The following is an 18,080-nucleotide window of genomic DNA, read 5'->3' as shown; positions in this document are numbered from 1 at the left end:
CCGGAGCGGGTTATCGGATGTATCGTTCCAAAGGCGGCAATGGTCTCATCCTTGCAGGATGAGTTGAAGCTCCCCGCTGTCCCGCAGATGCTTGACCAAGTTATGGCCGCCAAGCTCGCGTTCGGTCACGCGGACATTGCCGAACGGTTCGAGGTTTCTTGCATGGATGACGTCCAGCTCGTCCAGCGATGACACGAAGATGTCGATCCGGTTGTGGCCTGTGGATTGTTCCAAGAGGCGCCGGAGGTCGAAGAACTTGGGCTTGAACAGTGCCGCGCCGTAGGTCCGGAGCACCTTGGAGCGCCACCGCCCGTCTCCCGATGCCCGCCGCTTGGACGGGGAGATGAAGGTCTGGGGCGAAAAACTGACAACCCTGCCACGGCCGATCAGCGTAGAAAACAGGATCGCGGCGTAGCCGCCCATGGAATTCCCGATGAAGACGACTTCCTCCGCCGACGATTTGTCGATAATGCGTTCGATGTAGCGGACGGTTTCGGGGATGTTCGAGCTGATGCCGGGCAGGCCGGCGTGGTACCAGGTCTGCGACAGATCGCGGAAGAACACCCGGCTTTCGTTCAGAATGCGGGAGCTCTTGTAGAACTCGAAGGGCGGGATGCCCAGGGCGCCTTGCATCCCGCCGAAAGTCAGGTACAGCTTGCGCGAGCCTGGAATCAGCTCTTCCAGAACGGGTAAGGTGTCGGTATCCATAGGATCTGCCGGGTCGGGAGGGGATGATTTGAAGATTCGTTCCGTTGGATGTCATTGATTGCAACAATGCCGGCGGAGACTCCACCGGCGACTCATTATCCTGGAGACGGCATTGAAAAATAAACGAGAACCGGCACACGCGGCCAGGGCTTCGGTCGCGGTGGAACCCGACCAAAGTCCCCGCGCCGCCGCCCTCATGCCGCCGAGCCGGAAAGACGCTTTGAGCCGGATCGGGAAGCTGCCGCGGGACGTCGGCTGGATGCTGCTGGCGGGCGGACTCATGAGTGAAGTCGTCATGGGGCTGCCGCCGTTCTGGGTTATCGGCGTCCTGATTCTCTATCCCCAAATCGGGGCGCCTCTCGCCGGTTTCCTCGAGCGCAAGGCTCCGGGGGCTCTGTCCGGCAGTCTGGACTTCGTGGACCGCTATCTCGAGGACCTGGAACGCCGCTATCCGCGGCGCTAGCGCACAGGTCTATTTCCTTTCCGGTTTGTGATACCCTATGAAACTTTATACGATGCTTCGCTTCGACGATGAAAGCGCGAATCAAGTGGGTCGATAACATGGCGTTTCTGGGCGAGTCCGGTAGCGGCCATGCCGTTCTGATGGACGGGCCGCCTGAGAGCGGAGGCCGGAACCTGGGGGTGCGCCCCATGGAAATGCTGCTGCTTGGCATGGGCGGCTGCACGGCTTTCGACGTCGTCCATATCCTGAAGAAGGGGAGGCACGATGTGCGCGACTGCGAGGTCCATCTCGAAGCCGAGCGGGCCGGGACCGATCCGAAGGTCTTCACGCGGATTCATGCCCATTTCGTGGTCAAGGGAAGGGCGCTGCGGGAAGAGGCGGTGAAGCGGGCGATCGAGCTTTCAGCCGAAAAATACTGTTCTGCGTCGATCATGCTGGGTAAGACGGCGGAAATTACCCACGATTACGAAATCGCCGAAGCATAGGCTGGCAAAGGCATCGCAGAATATTTTCGGCGGGCGCGAGCGCCCGTTAATTTTTTGTGGCAGATATTCCTGGCGGGTCATATCGAAAATTGATGGACAACAAGCTGCAATTACACGGGTTCAACAACCTGACCAAATCGTTGAGCTTCAACATCTACGACATTTGCTACGCAAAGTCGGAATCCGGCCAGCGCCGCTATATCGAGTACATCGATGAAGCCTACAGCGCCAAGCGCCTGACCCAGATTCTCACCGACGTCAACGCGATCATCGGCGCGGAGATTCTGAACATCGCGCGCCAGGATTATGAGCCGCAGGGCGCCAGCGTGACGATGCTGATCTCGGAAGGGCACGATGCCCCCGCCGCGGTGACCAATTCCGAGTCGCCCGGCCCGATGCCGGAAGCCGTCGTGGCGCATCTGAACAAAAGCCACATCACGGTACACACTTATCCGGAGAGCCATCCGCATGCCGGCATCAGCACCTTCCGCGCCGACATCGATGTCTCCACCTGTGGCCGCATCTCGCCGCTGAAGGCATTGAACTACCTGATTCACAGCTTCGAGTCCGACATCGTGATCATGGACTACCGGGTCCGCGGCTTCACCCGCGACATCAGCGGCCAGAAGCATTACATCGACCACGACATCACCTCGATCCAGAACTACATCTCCGATGCCACGGCGGACCGGTATCAGATGATCGACGTGAACGTCTACCAGGAGAAGATCTTCCACACCAAGATGATCCTGAAGGACTTCAATCTCGACAACTACCTGTTCGAGACCGACAAGGACCAGCTGGTTCCGGAGGAGCGCGCCCAGGTGCAGAAGCAGCTCCAGCGCGAGATGGCGGAAATCTTCTACGGCCGCAATTACAAGCTGCGGCGTTGAGGCCGGACAGGAAAGGCTTGCAAAAACGGGCGCCATTCGGCGCCCGTTGCGTTTTTGCGGGGATCAAACGCGCTGGAGCCGCGCCAGCAACTGAACCGGGTGGACCACAGTGATGTCGGCCCGGCCTCGCAAGCCGGCGCGCAGATGCAGCGCGCAGCCGATGTTTGAGGTCACCAGGTAGTCCGGGGCCGCTGCCAGGATGGCTTCCACCGTCTCGGTCCGGATGGCCTCAGCCATGCGCCGGTGTTCGATCATGTAACTGCCGGCGGCGCCGCAGCAGCGTCCCTTGCCCGGCAGCGTGATGACCTCCGCTTCCGGAATCCTGCCCAATAGCGCCTCCACCTTGCCTTCGCTCTTGCAGACGTTGCGTAGCGAGCAAGGGTTGTGGACCAGAATCCTGGCCCGTAGCGGAGCAAGATCCCAGCGTTCCGCAGGAATGCGCTCGGCGAGAAAACGGCTGATGTCCTGAACTTTGGCCGACAGCGGTTCGTCGCCTGCAGTGTCCGCAGGGTGGCGGTATTCCATCAGGGTCGCGCTGCAGCCGCTGGCGAAGCCGATCACCGCATCCAGCGGCTGTCCCGCGAAGGCCTCGCTGTTGCGGGACATCAGCCCGCGGGCCGTTGCGGCATCGCCGGCATGCAGGTCCATCGCGCCGCAGCAGGTCTGGTTTTTCGGCACGGTGACGCTGACGCCGAGTCTCGGCAGCAGTTCGAGTATCGCCGACACCGTGGCGGCATCGGCCGCCGCCGCCGTGCAGCCGAGGAAGAGGCCGGCATGGCTGAGAGGCTCTCCGGCGGCGGGGTGGTCTCCGTACCAGTCTTCCGGATTTCCCGCGGGCGGGAGATTCTTCCACGCGGAGCCGCCCGGCAGGTGCGCTGCGGCATCCAGCGCCCGGCGCCCCAGGCTCGACAACGCCGGACTGCGCAGCCCCTTGCGCAACGCGGACGACAAGGCGCGGGCCGCCAAGGGCTTGCGGGCTTGCCCAGTCTCGGCGCGGAACCGGTCCATGAGATTTCCGTAGGGAACCTTGGCCGGACAGACGGCTTCGCAATTCCGACATAGCAGGCAATCGTCCAGAGGCTCGCGCAGCGCCGCCGTCAGCGGCAGCCGGCCGGAGGCCCAGCCCTGGATGAGGGCAATCCGTCCGCGGGGCGATTCGTTCTCGTCTGCGGTCTGCCGATAGGTTGGGCAGTGCGGCGAGCAAAGGCCGCATTTGACGCACAGATCGGCGTCGGCCAGCAGCGATTCCAGCGCCGGGTTCACGCGCTTCTAGTGGCGGAAGTGGCGGATGCCGGTGAAGACCATGGCCATGCCGTGTTCGTCGGCGGCGGCGATCACCTCGGGGTCCCTGATCGAGCCGCCCGGATGGATCACCGCGGTGACCCCGGCTTCGGCGGCGGCGTCGATACCGTCCCGGAACGGGAAATAGGCGTCGGAGGCGACGACCGAGCCCGCCACGCTCAAGCCTTCGTCCTGCGCCTTGATCGCGGCGATGCGGGCGGAGTAGACGCGGCTCATCTGGCCAGCGCCGATGCCGACCGTGCGGCGGTCCTTGCAGTAAACGATGGCGTTGGACTTGACGAATTTGGCCACCCGCCACGCGAACTGGAGGTCGATCAGCTCCTGTTCGGTCGGCGAGCGCCGGCTCACGACCCGGAAACGCTCGCCGGTCACCCGTTCGATGTCCTTGTCTTGAACCAGCAGGCCGCCGCCGACGCGCTTGAAATCCAGCTCCGGTGCGGGGGCGGGGGGCCAGTCGCCGGTGCTCAGCACCCGCACGTTGGGTTTTGCGGCCAGAACGGGCAGGGCGTCTTGGGCGACGGCGGGCGCGATGATGACCTCGACGAACTGCCGCTCGACGATGGCGCGCGCGGTCTCGGCGTCCAGCGTCCGGTTGAAGGCGATGATGCCGCCGAAGGCGGAGGTCGGGTCGGTGGTATAGGCCAGGTCGTAGGCTTGCGACAGGGTGCCGCCTTCGGCAACGCCGCACGGATTGGCGTGCTTGACGATTACGCAGGCGGGAAGCTCGCCGAAGCCTTTGACGCATTCGAGCGCGGCATCGGCATCCGCGATGTTGTTGTAAGACAGTTCCTTGCCCTGCAACTGGCGGGCCGCAGCGATGCAGCCGGCGGGGACGCCGGGCTCGACGTAGAATGCCGCTCGCTGGTGCGGATTCTCGCCGTAGCGCATCGACTGGGCACGGCGGAAGCGCAGCAGCAGCGGGTCGGCAAAGCCGTCATCCCCGTTGCCGCGGTCAAGGTAGTCGGCGATCGCCGAATCGTACCAGGCGGTGTGGCGGAAGGCCTTGGCCGCCAGAGCGAAGCGGGTGGCGTGTGACAAGCCGCCGCCGGAGGCTTCCAGCTCAGCCTGCACCGCGGAGTAGTCCGCAGGATCGACCACCACCGCGACGGATGCATGATTCTTCGATGCGGCGCGGATCAGGGCCGGGCCGCCGATGTCGATGTTCTCGATGGCGGTCTCCATGTCGCAATCGGACCTGGCGACGGTCTGTTCGAACGGATAGAGATTGACCACGACCAGATCGATCGGGCGGATGCCGTGTTCGGCCATGACCGCCTCGTCGATGCCGCGCCGGCCGAGAATGCCGCCATGAACCTTGGGGTGCAGCGTCTTGACCCGGCCGTCCATCATTTCCGGAAAGCCGGTGTAGTCGCTGACTTCGATGGCCGGGACGCCGTGTTCGGCCAACAGTCTGGCGGTGCCGCCGGACGAGATGATTTCGACGCCGATGTCGGCGAGGCGCCGGCAGAACTCCACGCAGCCGGTCTTGTCGGAAACGCTGACGAGGGCGCGGGCGATAGGATTACTCATTGGATCTCTTGGGTCGGAAAGGCTGGGAAAATGCTCACTCGATGCCGTGCTGCTGCATCTTCTTGCGCAGTGTGCTGCGGCTGAGGCCCAGCAACTGGGCGGCGCGGGTCTGGTTGTGACAGCAGTGCTCGAGCACGGTACGGATGAGCGGCCGTTCGACTTCGCCCATGACGAGGGTATACATGTCGGTCACGCTGATGCCGTCCAACTGCGACAAATAATTGACCAGGGCTGCGCGTACCTGCTCGCTGAGCACGACGGGCGTATTGGAAGGATCCTTGGCCGGAGATTCGAAAGATTCAAGCAATCGATTGTCCTGTCTCATGCAGCGGTCTTCTCGAACTGAAACTTCAACAGGGCGTCCACAGCGGAGAGCTGCTGGGGGGCGTTGTCGAGGGAAAAAATCCCCCGTACCGGCCGATCGTCCAAACCCGGAATGCGGGAGGCGTACCAGCCGATATGTTTGCGTGCGATGCGCACCCCCTGCACCTCCCCATAGAAGGAATACAGCGCCTCGAGGTGGCCGAGCACGGTGCGGCGTATCTCGTCGAGCGTAGGGGGCGAGGGCTGGCGGCCGTCCTTGAGCCGCGCGGCGATTTCCCGCAGCAGCCAGGGCTGTCCCCAGGCGCCACGGCCGATCATCACGGCATCCGCGCCGGTCGATCGGAGCACGGCCTCGGCTTTTCCGGGAGAGTCGATGTCGCCGTTGGCGATAACCGGAATGCCGATGGCATTCTTAACATCGGCAATTGTAGAGTATTCGGCTGCCCCCGCAAACCCGCATTCGCGGGTGCGGCCGTGGACCGTGAGGGCCCGGATTCCGGCGCATTCCGCGATTTTGCCGATAGTCACCGCGTTGCGGGACGCCGAATCCCAGCCGGTCCTGATCTTCAAGGTGACCGGCACCGGTACGGCCTGGACCACCGCTTCGAGTATGCTCGCCACCAGCTTCTCGTCGCGCAGCAGCGCCGAACCGGCGGCGACGTTGCAGACTTTTTTTGCGGGGCAGCCCATGTTGATGTCGATGATGTCCGCGCCGAGACCGGCGTTGCGGCGAGCCGCCTCGGCCATCTCCCGTGGAACGGCGCCGACGATCTGCACGCCGATCGGGCCCACCTCACCGCGGTGGTCCTGCCGCAGCATGGACTTGCGGGTGGTTTGCAAGGCCGGGTTGGCGGCCATCATCTCCGAGACCGCCAGCCCCGCGCCGAATTGCCGGCAGAGTCTGCGAAAGGGGAGGTCGGTGACGCCCGCCATGGGCGCGAGGATGACCGGACTGCTGAGGTGGTAGGGTCCGATTTGCATAGCGGCGGAAAAAAAGCGGCTGAGTTTACCGGGAAGCGCTATCGGTGCCAAGCACTGGTGCCGCCGGCGCCTGCATGGTAAGGACGGCCTAGCCCAGCTCGTAAGTGGTGATGCCGAACGTGCGCTCCAACGGCAGGGAGGGCGCCCGGGGGGTATACATGCGGGCGGTTTCGAATACCCGCCGCATGCCGCGGCGTGCGGCCAGCTGCAAGGCGGCGGTATTGGGCTCCGGCATGTCGATGAAGATGGAGCCGGTCCCGGCGTGATAACGGAAGGCCTGCAGCAGGCTAGCCGCGATGCGGGGCGTGTCGGCGAACAGCGGACCGAGCTTGTGGCCCGTGCGGCAAGGGCGGAGCAGCCCGTATCCCGCAATGTCACCGTCGTCGGAGCGGTAGGTCAGGCCGGTGCACCCCGGTTGCCCGGTCCAGGCGCGCAGGAATTCGTCCCGGCCTCCCGGGAACAGCGCGGCATCGTACGCCAGGAGTTCCCCGAAATCGGAGGGTTCCAGCCCGCGTACGGCGGGGTCCGCTTCCAAGACGGCGGGACCGGTCCATTCGAAACGGAAGTTGCGGTGGGCGGTCACGAACCCCGAACGGGCATAGCTGGACTGCCGCTCGATCACGCCGTCCAGGCCGACGGTACGCTCTCCGAGGTGTTCCACCGCGGTATGCCAGAGCTTGAGGCCGAAGCCCTTGCCGCGGTGCTCGGGTCGGACGATGTAGAGCCCGATGAAGCCGAAATCGCCGGGATAGGACACTGCGCTGATGCTCCCCACCGGCTCGTCGCCCAGAAATCCCATGAAAAATCCGGAAGGGTCCGCGGCGAAGAAACTCGCCGCATCGTGCAGGCCGGGGTTCCAGCCTTCGGCCGCCGCCCAATCCAGCGCCAGCTCCAGCCGCTCACGATTCATTCGTTCGATGTGAAATTTCTGCTGCATTGCGAATACCTCCGCACACCCACAGGAGGATGATAGCGAACGCAGCGGAAGGGGAATATCCCCGGAGGGAAGATCAGCCGGGCGGACAGCGCAGAAGGAAGGTCACGGGGCCGTCATTGACGAGGGAAACCTGCATGTCGGCGCCGAAGCGTCCGGTTGCGACGGGGGAATGGCGGCGTCGGGCGGCATCTGCGAGGGCGTCGAACAGCCGGCGGCCAGTTTCGGGATCTGCCGCCGGGGTAAAGCTCGGGCGCATGCCCTTCGCAGTGTCGGCGGCCAGGGTGAACTGCGAAACCAGCAGCAGGCCGCCGCCCGCATCGGACAGGCTCAGGTTCATGCGGCCTTCGCTATCCGGGAACACCCGGTAGCCGAGCAGGCGCTCGGCCATGCGCGACGCCTGGGCTTCGCCGTCGCCGCGCTCGACGGCCACCAGGGCCAGGGTGCCCCGGCCTATGGCGCCGACGGTTTCGCAGCCGACGCGGACGCTGGCCTGCGTAACCCGCTGGATAAGGGCGATCATCTCAATAGCGGGGTACGGTGTGATCGACTTCCCGCGCCCAGGCGTCTATTCCGCCGGCAAGGTTGATGACGTGGCTGAAGCCTTGGGACTCCAGGAATTGGGCGACCTGGAAGCTGCGCATGCCGTGGTGGCAGATGACCACGGTCTGCCGGTCGGGATCGAGTTCATTTAGCCTCGATACGATCTCGCCCATGGGGACGTGCAGGCTGCCTTCGATGCGGCAATAGGCGAATTCGTTGGACTCGCGTACGTCCAGCAGCAAGGGGCGGGTCTCGAGTTGATCGAGGAGGTCTTTGACTTGAGTGGGGTCCAGTTGTCGCATGGCAGGAAAGGTTGGGGGGCCGCGGCGCGCGCCGGGACCCCTGGTCGTTGGTTTCGGGGAATCCGGATCAGAACTTGATTCCGCGCTCCTGCGCGGCGCGCAGCACGGTCTGGCCGATCTGGGCCGGGTTGCGGGCGACGTACAGTCCCAGCGCTTCCATGGCGTCCATCTTGGCGCCGGCGGTGTCGGCCTCGCTGGAGATGATGGCGCCGGCGTGGCCCATGCGGCGGCCCGCCGGAGCGGCAAGGCCGGCGACGAAGCCGATGACCGGCTTCCGCATGTTCTCCTTGGCCCAGCGGGCGGCGGCGACCTCCTGGGGGCCCCCGATTTCGCCGATCATGACGACGATCTCCGTTTCCGGGTCGGCTTCGAAGGCGCGCAGCACGGTGACGAAGTCGGTGCCGTTGATGGGGTCGCCGCCGATGCCGACCGAGGTAGTGATGCCCAGGCCCAACGCTGCCATCTGCTCGGTTGCCTCGTAATTGAGGGTCCCGGAGCGCGACACGATGCCGACGTTGCCTTTCTTGTAGATGTGCGAAGGCATGATGCCCACCTTGCACTCGCCCGGCGTGATGATGCCCGGGGTGTTCGGCCCGATCACGATGGAGTCCTTGCCCACGCGGTAGCGCTGCAGCCGGATCATGTCGTGCACCGGGATGCCGTCGGCGATGGTCACGGCGACCCGGATGCCGGCGTCTATGGCTTCCATCAGCGCATCGGCGTTGAAGGGCGGCGGCACGAATACGGCGGAGACGTCGGCACCGGTGGCAGCCACGGCTTCGGCCACGGTGTCGAACACCGGCAGATGGGCGAGTTCGGGGTCGGGATGGCGGGTGCCGCCTTTGCCGGGGGTGACGCCGCCGACCACCTGGGTGCCCATCCGCATGGCGTCCTTGGCGTGGAAGGTGGCATGCTCGCCGGTGAAGCCCTGGAAGATGACCTTGGAGTGCTTGTTAACGAATACGCTCATGGCTGTTATCCCTTGACGATGGCGACGGCCTTGGCAGCCGCGTCGTCCAGATTTTCCGCGGTGATGAAGGAGAGGCCGGATTCGGCCAGGATCTTGCGGCCCTCGTCGACGTTGGTGCCGGCCAGGCGCACGATCAGCGGCACCTTGATCTGCAGGCTGTCGCAGGCCTGGATCAGGCCCTTGGCGATCCAGTCGCAGCGATTGATGCCGGCGAAGATGTTCACCAGGATGCACTTGACGTTGGGGTCTTCCAGCACGATGCGGCAGGCGTTGGTCACCTTTTCCGGCGAGGCGCCGCCGCCGACATCCAGGAAGTTGGCCGGCCGGCCGCCGTGCAGGGTGATGGCGTCGAGCGAAGCCATGGCGAGGCCTGCGCCATTGACGATGCAGCCGATGTTACCGTCGAGGGCGATGTAGTTGAGGCCGTGGCCGGAGGCTTCGACTTCTTTCGGATCTTCCTCGGCCAGGTCGCGCATCTCGGTGATGGTGCGCTGGCGATAGAGGGCGTTGTCATCGAAATTGAACTTGGCGTCGAGGACCATCAGCGATTCATCGCTCTCGCCGACCACTGCCAGCGGGTTGATCTCGGCCTGCAGCGCGTCCTTATCGCGCATGCAGCGGTAGATGGCCTTCATCAGCCTGACGGCCTGGGGCATCAGCTTCCCCTTCAGCCCGATGGCCGTGGCAACCTTGCGGCACTGGAAGTCCAGCAGCCCGATGGCCGGATCGACGACTTCCTTGACGATTTTCTCCGGGGCTTCCTTTGCGACTTCCTCGATTTCCATGCCGCCTTCGCTGGAGGCGATCAGGGTAATGCGTTGATTGCCGCGGTCGATCACGAACCCCAGGTAGTATTCTTTCTTGATATGGCTGGCCTGCTCCACCCACAGGCGCTGGACCAGCGATCCCTCCGGGCCGGTCTGGTGAGTAACGAGGTGGCTGCCGAGCATGGCGTCGGCGTATTGGCGGACTTCCTCGATGGAATTGGCAACCTTGACGCCCCCGGCCTTGCCGCGGCCGCCGGCATGGATCTGCGCCTTGACCACCCAGCGGCTGCCGCCGAGTTCCTCGGCGGCGCTGGCGGCCTGGGCGTCCGAATAGGCGACGGCGCCGTTGGGCACGGGCACGCCATAGCTCTTGAGCAGCTCCTTGGCCTGATACTCATGGATATTCACGGACGATCTCCTCGTTCAACTCAAAGTGTGCATCGCGCGACACGCTGGGGCTTTCCTCTCTATCGGCGCGACTCGATCTGGTTCATCTGGCGCACCACGTTCTCCGCCATGCGGATCGACGCGGCATCAATCAGGCGTCCGTCCAGGGATACCGCGCCCTTGCCTTCCTTCGCCGCCCGCTCCATGGCTTCCAGGATGCGGTAGGCGCGGGTGACTTCCTTCTCCGTGGGAGTGAAGATTTCGTTGCACAGTGCAACCTGAGAGGGATGGATGGCCCACTTCCCTTCGCAGCCCAGGGCCGCGGCACGGCGGGCGGCAGCGCGGAAGCCTTCCGGATCGCTGAAATCGCCGAACGGACCGTCGATGGGGCGAAGCCCGTAGGCACGGCACGCCGCGACCATGCGGGAAATGCCGAAATGCCACTGGTCGCCCCAGTGATAGGTGCGGGCGCCGGCCTCGTCAGGGTCGGTCAGCATGCCGTAATCAGGGTTGGCGCCGCCGATGTTGGTGGTGCGGGCGCGCACCGATGCGGCGTAGTCCGCCACCCCGAACACCATCGCCTCCATGCGTTCGGGGCAGGTGCGGGCGATTTCTTCCACATTGGCCATGCCCATGGCCGTTTCGATCAGCACGTGGATATTGATCGGCTTGAGACCTTTATATGCTTCGATTTGGGACAGCATGGTCGCGACGAACAAGACATCCGAGGCGCAGCCCACTTTCGGAATCAGAATGGTGTCGAGCTTGTCGCCGCAGGATTCGACGATTTCAACGAGGTCGCGGTAGGCATAATGGGTATCAAGGCCATTGATCCGGATGGAAACCGCGCATGCAGACCATTCGTAGGTATTGAGCGCCGAGATGATGTTCCTGCGCGCTTGTTCCTTGTCGTCCGGCGCAACCGCATCTTCCAGGTCCAGAAAGACGATGTCGGCGCCGGCTTCCGGCGCCTTCTCGAGCATGCGCGGATTGCTGCCCGGCACCGCGAGTTCGCTGCGGTGGAGACGGTTCTTGACAGCCATGTGACCTCTTGAATTCTTAATTGTATTTGGGGGTAGTCTTGTGCGTAGTTCGTGTGCAACACCGCTTCAAGAGCGTGCGCCGCCGCTGAAGGAGCCGGGTAATCGCGACCGGATGCGGGGGGAGCACGCATCTTCCGACGTTCGCTCGGGTTGTTATAAGTCCGTACACGGCGAACTTCGCATTATAAACCAGGCCTTTGGGATTCACTAATATGGCCTTCCGGTAGTGCTGTTCTATACTGGTCAAGGCAATTCAACGCGCTGGAAATCGGCGAATCCTGGGCGGGAGGTGCAGCCGCGCTTTCCCGTAATTCGCGCGCGGGGACGGCAGTGGCGGAGAACAATGCTGACGTGGGTCAACAAAATCGCACAAGGAGAATTGTTACCGTCCTGCTTTTTTGCTAGCATCCTCTCGGCAAGCAACTAACTGTTGCTCCGGAGCAACGCTTTATCCAACTAACAATACTTTGTCGAGGGGACTTTCATGAATCAGGTCAAGAAATCGGGCGGCGTAACCACGCTGCTCACCGCTTCGATCGCCGCCGCTCTCGCGCCCCAGGTTTCAGTCGCCGCAACTCACCACCACGTTTCCGCGCAGTCGGCGCTTGAGCGCCGGCTGGAAGTGATGGAGCAGGAAATGCAGGCGTTGCGTGCCGAGCTTGAAGCTTCTCGCGCAAAGACCGAGGCCGAAACTGCCGAAGCCAAATCTGAAGCCAGCCGGGCTGCCCAGCAGGTGCAGGCTCAGCAGACCAAGGTGGACCAGAACTCTGCCGAACTGGCCAAGCATGAAGCGAAGAAAGACGACATGGTCTTCTTCCGCGGCGGTTGGGCTTCAATGAGCCATGCGCGTAGCAACGAACTGCTGGTCAACAACAACCTTCTGTCGTCCTCCTCTTTCGGGTCCGACAAGGCTGGCTGGTACGTCGGCGCGGGTTTCGATCACCGCCTGACCGACGACACCTTCGGCATCTCGGACGATCTGGCACTCGATGCCGAACTGATGTTCGACTATAAGAACTACGGCAGCGTCAACAACGCATTCGTCAGCAGCCAGCTCGGCGGCATCCGGTCTCAGGCCCAGGTCACCATGTTCTCGCTGTATGCCTCTCCGAAGTTGAAGTACACTGGCATTCAGGGATTCCGGCCCTGGATCGTGCCGTTCGGTCTCGCCATCAACGTGATCAGCCCGCCTTCCAGCGGCGTGACCGTGTTGAATCCCGGCCTGATGCTGGGTACGGGTCTGGAGTACAACATCTTCAAGAATCTGTGGGTCGGTGCCGACTTCCGCTATACCTTCACCGGCGGCGACGTGGGTTACAGCGTCAAGACTGCCGGCGGCAAGACGATCCTGAACGGAACCGATACGGACAACTACACCGCTGGTGCCTACGTCGGTATCGGTTTCTGATGAGCGTGACAGCCCATCAGGTCTGAAGCCGGCCGAAAGGGGGATCGTAGATCCCCCTTTTTCTTTCCCGGCCGCCGTATTTTCTGCGGCCTCGTTGCAGAGGCGCAATGAAATCGCTCTACCCTCCGATCGAGCCCTACGCTATCCACCGTTTCGGAGTCGGGAACGGACATGAGGTCTACGTGGAGGAATGCGGTAACCCCGAGGGTATCCCCGCAGTGTTTCTCCACGGAGGGCCGGGTTCGGGCTGCAAGAGCCATCATCGTTCGTTTTTCGACCCGGAACGTTATCGCGCGATACTCGTCGACCAACGGGGCTGCGGGCGATCGGCGCCGCATGGCGGAGTTCGGAGCAACACGACCCGGCACTTGGTCGGCGATCTCGAATCGATCCGGACGCGTTTGAATGTCCCGAAATGGCTGCTTTTCGGCGGCTCCTGGGGAGCGGCTCTGGCCTTGCTATATGCGCAGGCTTACCCCGAGCAGGTCAGCGGGCTGGTTCTGCGGGGCAGTTTCCTGGCACGCAAGCGCGATGTGGACTGGTTCGTACGCGACGGCGCCAGCCGGTTGCATCCCGAATCCTGGCAGCGGTTCATCGATAATTTCGATTCCAAGGAGCGGGCCAATCCCGTTCGGGCCATCCACGGCCGCATCAACGGCGCCGACGAGCTGGAACAGAGGCGAATGGCGAAGGAATGGTGGCTGTGGAGCACCCGCGTCACGCTGGGTGAGGCATTCAACCCTCCGGATGACGAACCCCTCCCTGTCGGCGCTCTGTCCCAGTGCCGTATCGAACTTCATTATGCGGCGGCCCGCTATTTCATCAGGGAAGGTCAGATCCTCGAAGACTGCCCGAGGATTTCGCATCTTCCCGCGATCATCGTGCACGGCCGGCAGGACCGGGTCTGTCCTCCCGAGGCGGCTTGGTTGCTGCATCGGGCATTGCCGCGATCGGAACTGAAGATACTGCCGAACTCCGGCCACATTGCCCAGGGCGAGGAAATGATCGATGCGCTGGTGAGAGCGCTGGACAGCATGGCGGAAAGGCTGGGGAGCTGATTTCCCCTGATCGCGCGCGGCGCCCCCCGGTATGCCGCTATGGTATTCTAGACGCCTTTCTCGCTCTCCCCATCCGATGATCCTCCCCGACTTCAGCCTCGTCCGCGTATTGGTCGTCGGAGACCTCATGCTCGACCGCTACTGGTTCGGCGGAGCTTCCCGCATATCCCCGGAGGCGCCGGTGCCGGTCGTGCGGGTGGAAAACTCGGAGGAGCGCATAGGCGGTGCCGGGAACGTGGCGCTCAATCTGGCGGCGTTGGGCGGCACGGTCGATCTGCTGGGCTACGCGGGCGAGGATGAGGCGGCCGACGCGTTGGAGCGGCTCCTGGCAGCGGCGGGCATCCGCGGCCACATGGAGCGTTGTCCTACGGTCGCGACGGTCACCAAGCTGCGCGTCGTCAGCCGGCAGCAGCAGCTCATTCGGCTGGATTTCGAGGACGGCTTCGGCCATCTCGACCCGGCTCCCCTGGTCACACGGTTCCGCGCGCTGCTGGACGAGACCGGTGTGGTCGTGCTTTCCGATTACGCGAAAGGGACTCTGGCTTCCGTCCAGGAGTTCATCGCGGCCGCACGGGAGGTCGGCAAGCCGGTTCTGGTCGATCCCAAGGGGCGGGATTTCGAGCGCTATCGGAGTGCGACGCTGTTGACCCCCAACCTTTCCGAATTCGAGGCCGTGGTCGGCGCGTGCAGCGACGAAGCGGAAATCGAACGCAAAGGGCTGGAATTGATAGCACGGCTGAATCTCGAAGCCCTGCTGGTGACCCGGGGCGAGCACGGCATGAGCCTGCTGAGACCGGCGGCGGGAGCGCTGCACCTTCAGGCGCACGGCAAGGAGGTATACGACGTGACCGGGGCGGGCGACACGGTCATCTCGGTGCTCGCAGCTGCCCTTGCCGCCGGCAGGCCGCTGGCCGATGCGGTGGCCCTGGCGAACCTGGCCGCAGGCATCGTGGTCGGCAAGCTTGGAACGGCGTCGGTTTCGCCCGAGGAATTGGCCCTTGCAATTCGCGGCCAGCGGGCGCCCCGGCGGGGAGCGATCACGCTTGTGGACCTGCTGGCGGTGCTCGAACCTTTGCGCAGCGCCGGCGAGCGGATCGTGGTCACGAACGGCTGTTTCGACCTGCTGCATCCCGGCCATGTGCATTATCTGGAGCAGGCCCGCGCCCTGGGCGACCGCCTGATCGTGCTGGTCAACGGCGACGGCTCGGTGCGCAGGCTGAAGGGGACGGGCCGCCCGGTCAATCCTCTGGCGCATCGGATGGCCATGCTGGCTGCGCTGGAGAGCGTCGACTGGGTCGTGGCATTCGACGGGGATACCCCGCGCGATGAAATCTGTGCCATCCGGCCCGACGTGCTGGTCAAGGGCGGCGACTACCGCGACATCGACGCGATCGCCGGCCATGATTGCGTCCTGGCTGCCGGCGGCGAGGTTAGGATACTCGGCTTCGTCGACGGCCATTCGACCACCCGCCTCATTGAAACCATCCGCAATGGCTGATTGAACTCAAGATGTCCGATTACGCCCGATCGATCGACAAGCGCGTGGAGGCGCTCAAAGTACCCCCTCACTCGATCCAGGCCGAACAGGCGGTGCTGGGCGGCCTGCTGCTCGATAACCAGACCTGGGACGTCGTCGCCGATCGCATCGTCGAGGAGGACTTTTACCGGCGCGACCATCGCCTGATTTTCCGGGCGATCCGCCAGCTTTCCGAGCGACAGGCGCCGTTCGACGTCGTCACGCTGTCGGAAGTGTTGGAGAAAACCGGTGAACTGGAGGAGGCCGGCGGGCTTGCCTATCTCGCCGTGCTGGCGCGGGAAACGCCCAGCGCCGCCAATATCTCCGCCTACGCCGACATCGTGCGCGAGCGAGCCGTGCTTCGCCAACTCATCCACGTCGGCACCGAAATCGCCGATTCGGCCTATCAGCCCGAAGGACGGGGCATGAGCGACCTGTTGGAGCACGCCGAGCAGCGCGTGTTTCAGATCGCCGACCAGCGCCAGCGCGGCAGCGCCGGCTTCAAGCCGATCAAGAGCTTGCTGGTTGCAGCCGTCGACCGCATCGAGATGCTGTTCCAGAAGGAGGGGCACATCACGGGGGCGAGCACGGGATTCGCCGATTTCGACGACATGACTTCGGGCCTGCAGCAGTCGGACCTCATCATCATCGCCGGCCGGCCGTCGATGGGCAAAACCACCTTCGCGATGAACATCGCCGAAAACGTGGCGATCAAGGAAGGCCTGCCTGTCGCCGTGTTCAGCATGGAGATGCCCGGCGAGCAGCTGGCGATGCGCATGATGTCTTCGCTCGGACGCATCGATCAGCACCGGGTCCGCACCGGCAAGCTGGAGGACGACGAATGGCCGCGCATGACCTCGGCCATCAACATTCTGGCGGAGACCAAGCTTTTCATCGACGACACGGCGGCGCTTTCACCTACCGAGGTCCGCGCCCGCTGCCGCCGGTTGGCGCGCGAGAACGGCCAGCTCGGGCTGGTAGTGCTGGACTACCTGCAGCTCATGCAATGCTCGGGCGGCGAGAACCGGGTGGCCGAAATTTCCGAAATCTCCCGCTCGCTCAAGGCGCTGGCCAAGGAGCTGAACGTGCCTGTGATCGCCCTGTCCCAGCTCAACCGCAATCTGGAGCAGCGGCCCAACAAGCGGCCGGTGCCGTCGGACCTGCGCGAATCGGGCTCGATCGAGCAGGACGCCGACATCATCGTGTTCATCTACCGCGACGAGGTCTACCATCCCGACAGCGCCGACAAGGGCACGGCGGAAATCATCATCGCCAAGCAGCGTAACGGGCCGATCGGCACGGTGCGGATGACCTTCCTGGGCCAGTACACGCGTTTCGAGAACTTCATCGCCGATCCCTATTCCAGCGAGGGATACTGAAGGCATGGTGCCCGCAGCCCGTGCCGTCCTGGACATGGCGGCCTTCGCCCACAATTTCGCCTGGATTCGCGCCGCCGTGCCGGATTCGAAAATCATGGCGGTGATCAAAGCCAATGCCTACGGGCACGGGCTGGTCCGAGCCGCAAGAGCGCTGCCGGCAGCGGATGCGTTCGCCGTGGCGCGGGTGGAGGAGGGCGTCGTCTTGCGCCAGGCGGGCATCGCTCAACGTGTCGCGGTGCTGCAGGGCTATACCGACGAGGAAGGGATGAGGCTGAGCGCCCGCCATGGTCTCGAACCGGTGATTCATTCCGGCTTTCAGCTCGATCTGCTGGAGCGGCTGGACATCGCCGCCCCGATGGCAGTGTGGCTCAAGGCCGACAGCGGCATGCACCGGCTGGGCTTGGGCGAAGAGGAGTTCGTCCGTGCGCGGACGCGGCTGGTGCGGATGCCGCAGGTGCGCCAGCCGGTGCCCGTCATGACCCATCTGGCCAACGCCGACGTCACCCATGACCCGGCAACGGAGATCCAGCTCCGCTGCTTTGGCCGAATGGCTGGCGACGGCGGCGAGTTCAGCATCGCCAATTCGGCGGGTCTCATGGCCTGGGAAGCGGCCCGCAGCGCCTGGGTGCGGCCCGGCATCCTGCTTTACGGCGTGTCGCCGTTTCCCGGACGGACCGGGCCGGAAGAAGGCTTGCGGCCGGTCATGACCCTGCAGAGCCGGCTGATCGCGATTAAGCACCTGAATACCGGCGATGCGGTCGGCTACGGCGGCGATTTCGTGTGCCCCCGCCCGACCCGCATGGGCATCGCGGCCATAGGCTACGGCGACGGCTATCCCCGCCGCGCGGCCACCGGCACACCGGTGCTGGTCCGGGGCAGGCGCGTGCCGCTGATCGGGAGGGTCTCCATGGACATGATATCGGTCGATCTGACCGACTGTCCGGCGGCTGAAGTCGGCGACACGGTGACGCTATGGGGCCAGGGGCTGCCGGTGGAGGAAATCGCACTCTGCGCCGACACCATTCCCTACGTGTTGCTGTGCAATGTCACCCAGCGGGTGAACATGGTGGAAACCGCCGCCTGAAGC

Annotated in this window: 19 protein-coding genes; 8 read left to right on the top strand and 11 right to left on the bottom strand. The window is 64.1% G+C overall.

Translation table 11 applies throughout. The features are described 5' to 3' along the window. Positions 1-45: 45 nt before the first annotated feature. Positions 46-708, bottom strand: a complete 663-nt coding sequence (locus OOT43_RS04340) for a lipase family protein (protein WP_266023491.1) — start codon at positions 706-708, stop codon at positions 46-48. Between the two features lie 112 nt (positions 709-820). On the opposite strand from OOT43_RS04340, the gene OOT43_RS04335 reads away from it, so the two are divergent. From OOT43_RS04335 to speD, 3 genes are all read left to right on the top strand, one after another. Further along, on the top strand, positions 821-1,171 hold the full coding sequence (locus tag OOT43_RS04335; protein ID WP_266023490.1) for a hypothetical protein: 351 nt from the start codon (positions 821-823) through the stop codon (positions 1,169-1,171). 68 nt (positions 1,172-1,239) lie between these two features. Further along, positions 1,240-1,656, top strand: a complete 417-nt coding sequence (locus OOT43_RS04330; RefSeq protein WP_266023488.1) for an OsmC family protein — start codon at positions 1,240-1,242, stop codon at positions 1,654-1,656. Between the two features lie 92 nt (positions 1,657-1,748). Beyond that, positions 1,749-2,549: an adenosylmethionine decarboxylase gene (gene speD, locus OOT43_RS04325; protein WP_266023487.1), complete on the top strand. Its 801-nt coding sequence runs from the start codon at positions 1,749-1,751 to the stop codon at positions 2,547-2,549. A 63-nt stretch (positions 2,550-2,612) separates the two neighbouring features. On the opposite strand, the gene OOT43_RS04320 is transcribed toward speD, so the two are convergent. The 10 genes from OOT43_RS04320 to OOT43_RS04275 all read right to left on the bottom strand — a co-directional run bounded on the left by OOT43_RS04320 (position 2,613) and on the right by OOT43_RS04275 (position 11,632). Further along, complete coding sequence (locus OOT43_RS04320) at positions 2,613-3,812, bottom strand: (Fe-S)-binding protein (protein WP_266023486.1); 1,200 nt, start codon at positions 3,810-3,812, stop codon at positions 2,613-2,615. A gap of 6 nt (positions 3,813-3,818) precedes the next feature. Beyond that, complete coding sequence (purH, locus tag OOT43_RS04315; RefSeq protein ID WP_266023485.1) at positions 3,819-5,381, bottom strand: bifunctional phosphoribosylaminoimidazolecarboxamide formyltransferase/IMP cyclohydrolase; 1,563 nt, start codon at positions 5,379-5,381, stop codon at positions 3,819-3,821. Between the two features lie 34 nt (positions 5,382-5,415). Continuing rightward, complete coding sequence (locus OOT43_RS04310) at positions 5,416-5,688, bottom strand: helix-turn-helix domain-containing protein (RefSeq protein WP_266023483.1); 273 nt, start codon at positions 5,686-5,688, stop codon at positions 5,416-5,418. Positions 5,689-5,702: 14 nt separating this feature from the next. Continuing rightward, a complete protein-coding gene (gene dusB, locus OOT43_RS04305) occupies positions 5,703-6,686 on the bottom strand; it encodes a tRNA dihydrouridine synthase DusB (RefSeq protein WP_266023481.1) in 984 nt (327 codons plus the stop codon). Positions 6,687-6,774: 88 nt separating this feature from the next. Next, a complete protein-coding gene (locus OOT43_RS04300; protein ID WP_266023480.1) occupies positions 6,775-7,623 on the bottom strand; it encodes a GNAT family N-acetyltransferase in 849 nt (282 codons plus the stop codon). Between the two features lie 73 nt (positions 7,624-7,696). Continuing rightward, positions 7,697-8,143 carry a D-aminoacyl-tRNA deacylase gene (gene dtd / locus OOT43_RS04295; RefSeq protein ID WP_266023479.1) on the bottom strand — a complete coding sequence of 149 codons (447 nt, stop codon included), beginning with the start codon at positions 8,141-8,143 and terminating at the stop codon, positions 7,697-7,699. 1 nt (position 8,144) lies between these two features. Continuing rightward, positions 8,145-8,465 carry a rhodanese-like domain-containing protein gene (locus OOT43_RS04290; protein WP_266023477.1) on the bottom strand — a complete coding sequence of 107 codons (321 nt, stop codon included), beginning with the start codon at positions 8,463-8,465 and terminating at the stop codon, positions 8,145-8,147. Positions 8,466-8,532: 67 nt separating this feature from the next. Beyond that, on the bottom strand, positions 8,533-9,435 hold the full coding sequence (gene sucD / locus OOT43_RS04285; RefSeq protein ID WP_266023476.1) for a succinate--CoA ligase subunit alpha: 903 nt from the start codon (positions 9,433-9,435) through the stop codon (positions 8,533-8,535). 5 nt (positions 9,436-9,440) lie between these two features. Beyond that, a complete protein-coding gene (gene sucC, locus OOT43_RS04280; RefSeq protein WP_266023475.1) occupies positions 9,441-10,610 on the bottom strand; it encodes an ADP-forming succinate--CoA ligase subunit beta in 1,170 nt (389 codons plus the stop codon). A 59-nt stretch (positions 10,611-10,669) separates the two neighbouring features. Continuing rightward, complete coding sequence (locus tag OOT43_RS04275) at positions 10,670-11,632, bottom strand: HpcH/HpaI aldolase/citrate lyase family protein (protein ID WP_266023474.1); 963 nt, start codon at positions 11,630-11,632, stop codon at positions 10,670-10,672. Positions 11,633-12,116: 484 nt separating this feature from the next. Between OOT43_RS04275 and OOT43_RS04270 the strand changes: the two genes are divergently transcribed. From OOT43_RS04270 to alr, 5 genes are all read left to right on the top strand, one after another. Then, a complete protein-coding gene (locus tag OOT43_RS04270; RefSeq protein ID WP_266023473.1) occupies positions 12,117-13,040 on the top strand; it encodes a hypothetical protein in 924 nt (307 codons plus the stop codon). A gap of 107 nt (positions 13,041-13,147) precedes the next feature. Beyond that, entirely contained in the window at positions 13,148-14,098 is a 951-nt protein-coding gene (pip, locus tag OOT43_RS04265) for a prolyl aminopeptidase (RefSeq protein ID WP_266023471.1), read from the top strand. Positions 14,099-14,174: 76 nt separating this feature from the next. After that, entirely contained in the window at positions 14,175-15,596 is a 1,422-nt protein-coding gene (gene hldE / locus OOT43_RS04260) for a bifunctional D-glycero-beta-D-manno-heptose-7-phosphate kinase/D-glycero-beta-D-manno-heptose 1-phosphate adenylyltransferase HldE (RefSeq protein ID WP_266023470.1), read from the top strand. 11 nt (positions 15,597-15,607) lie between these two features. Continuing rightward, a complete protein-coding gene (gene dnaB / locus OOT43_RS04255; protein WP_266023469.1) occupies positions 15,608-16,993 on the top strand; it encodes a replicative DNA helicase in 1,386 nt (461 codons plus the stop codon). A gap of 4 nt (positions 16,994-16,997) precedes the next feature. Next, positions 16,998-18,077 (top strand): alanine racemase, encoded by a 1,080-nt coding sequence (gene alr, locus OOT43_RS04250; protein ID WP_266023468.1) that lies wholly within the window; start codon positions 16,998-17,000, stop codon positions 18,075-18,077. Positions 18,078-18,080: the final 3 nt, after the last annotated feature.

Source organism: Methylococcus mesophilus (assembly GCF_026247885.1).
GTDB classification, from domain to species: Bacteria; Pseudomonadota; Gammaproteobacteria; order Methylococcales; family Methylococcaceae; genus Methylococcus; species Methylococcus mesophilus.
The sequence above is the reverse complement of the archived record's forward strand: the minus strand, read 5'-3'. Positions and strand labels throughout refer to the sequence as shown.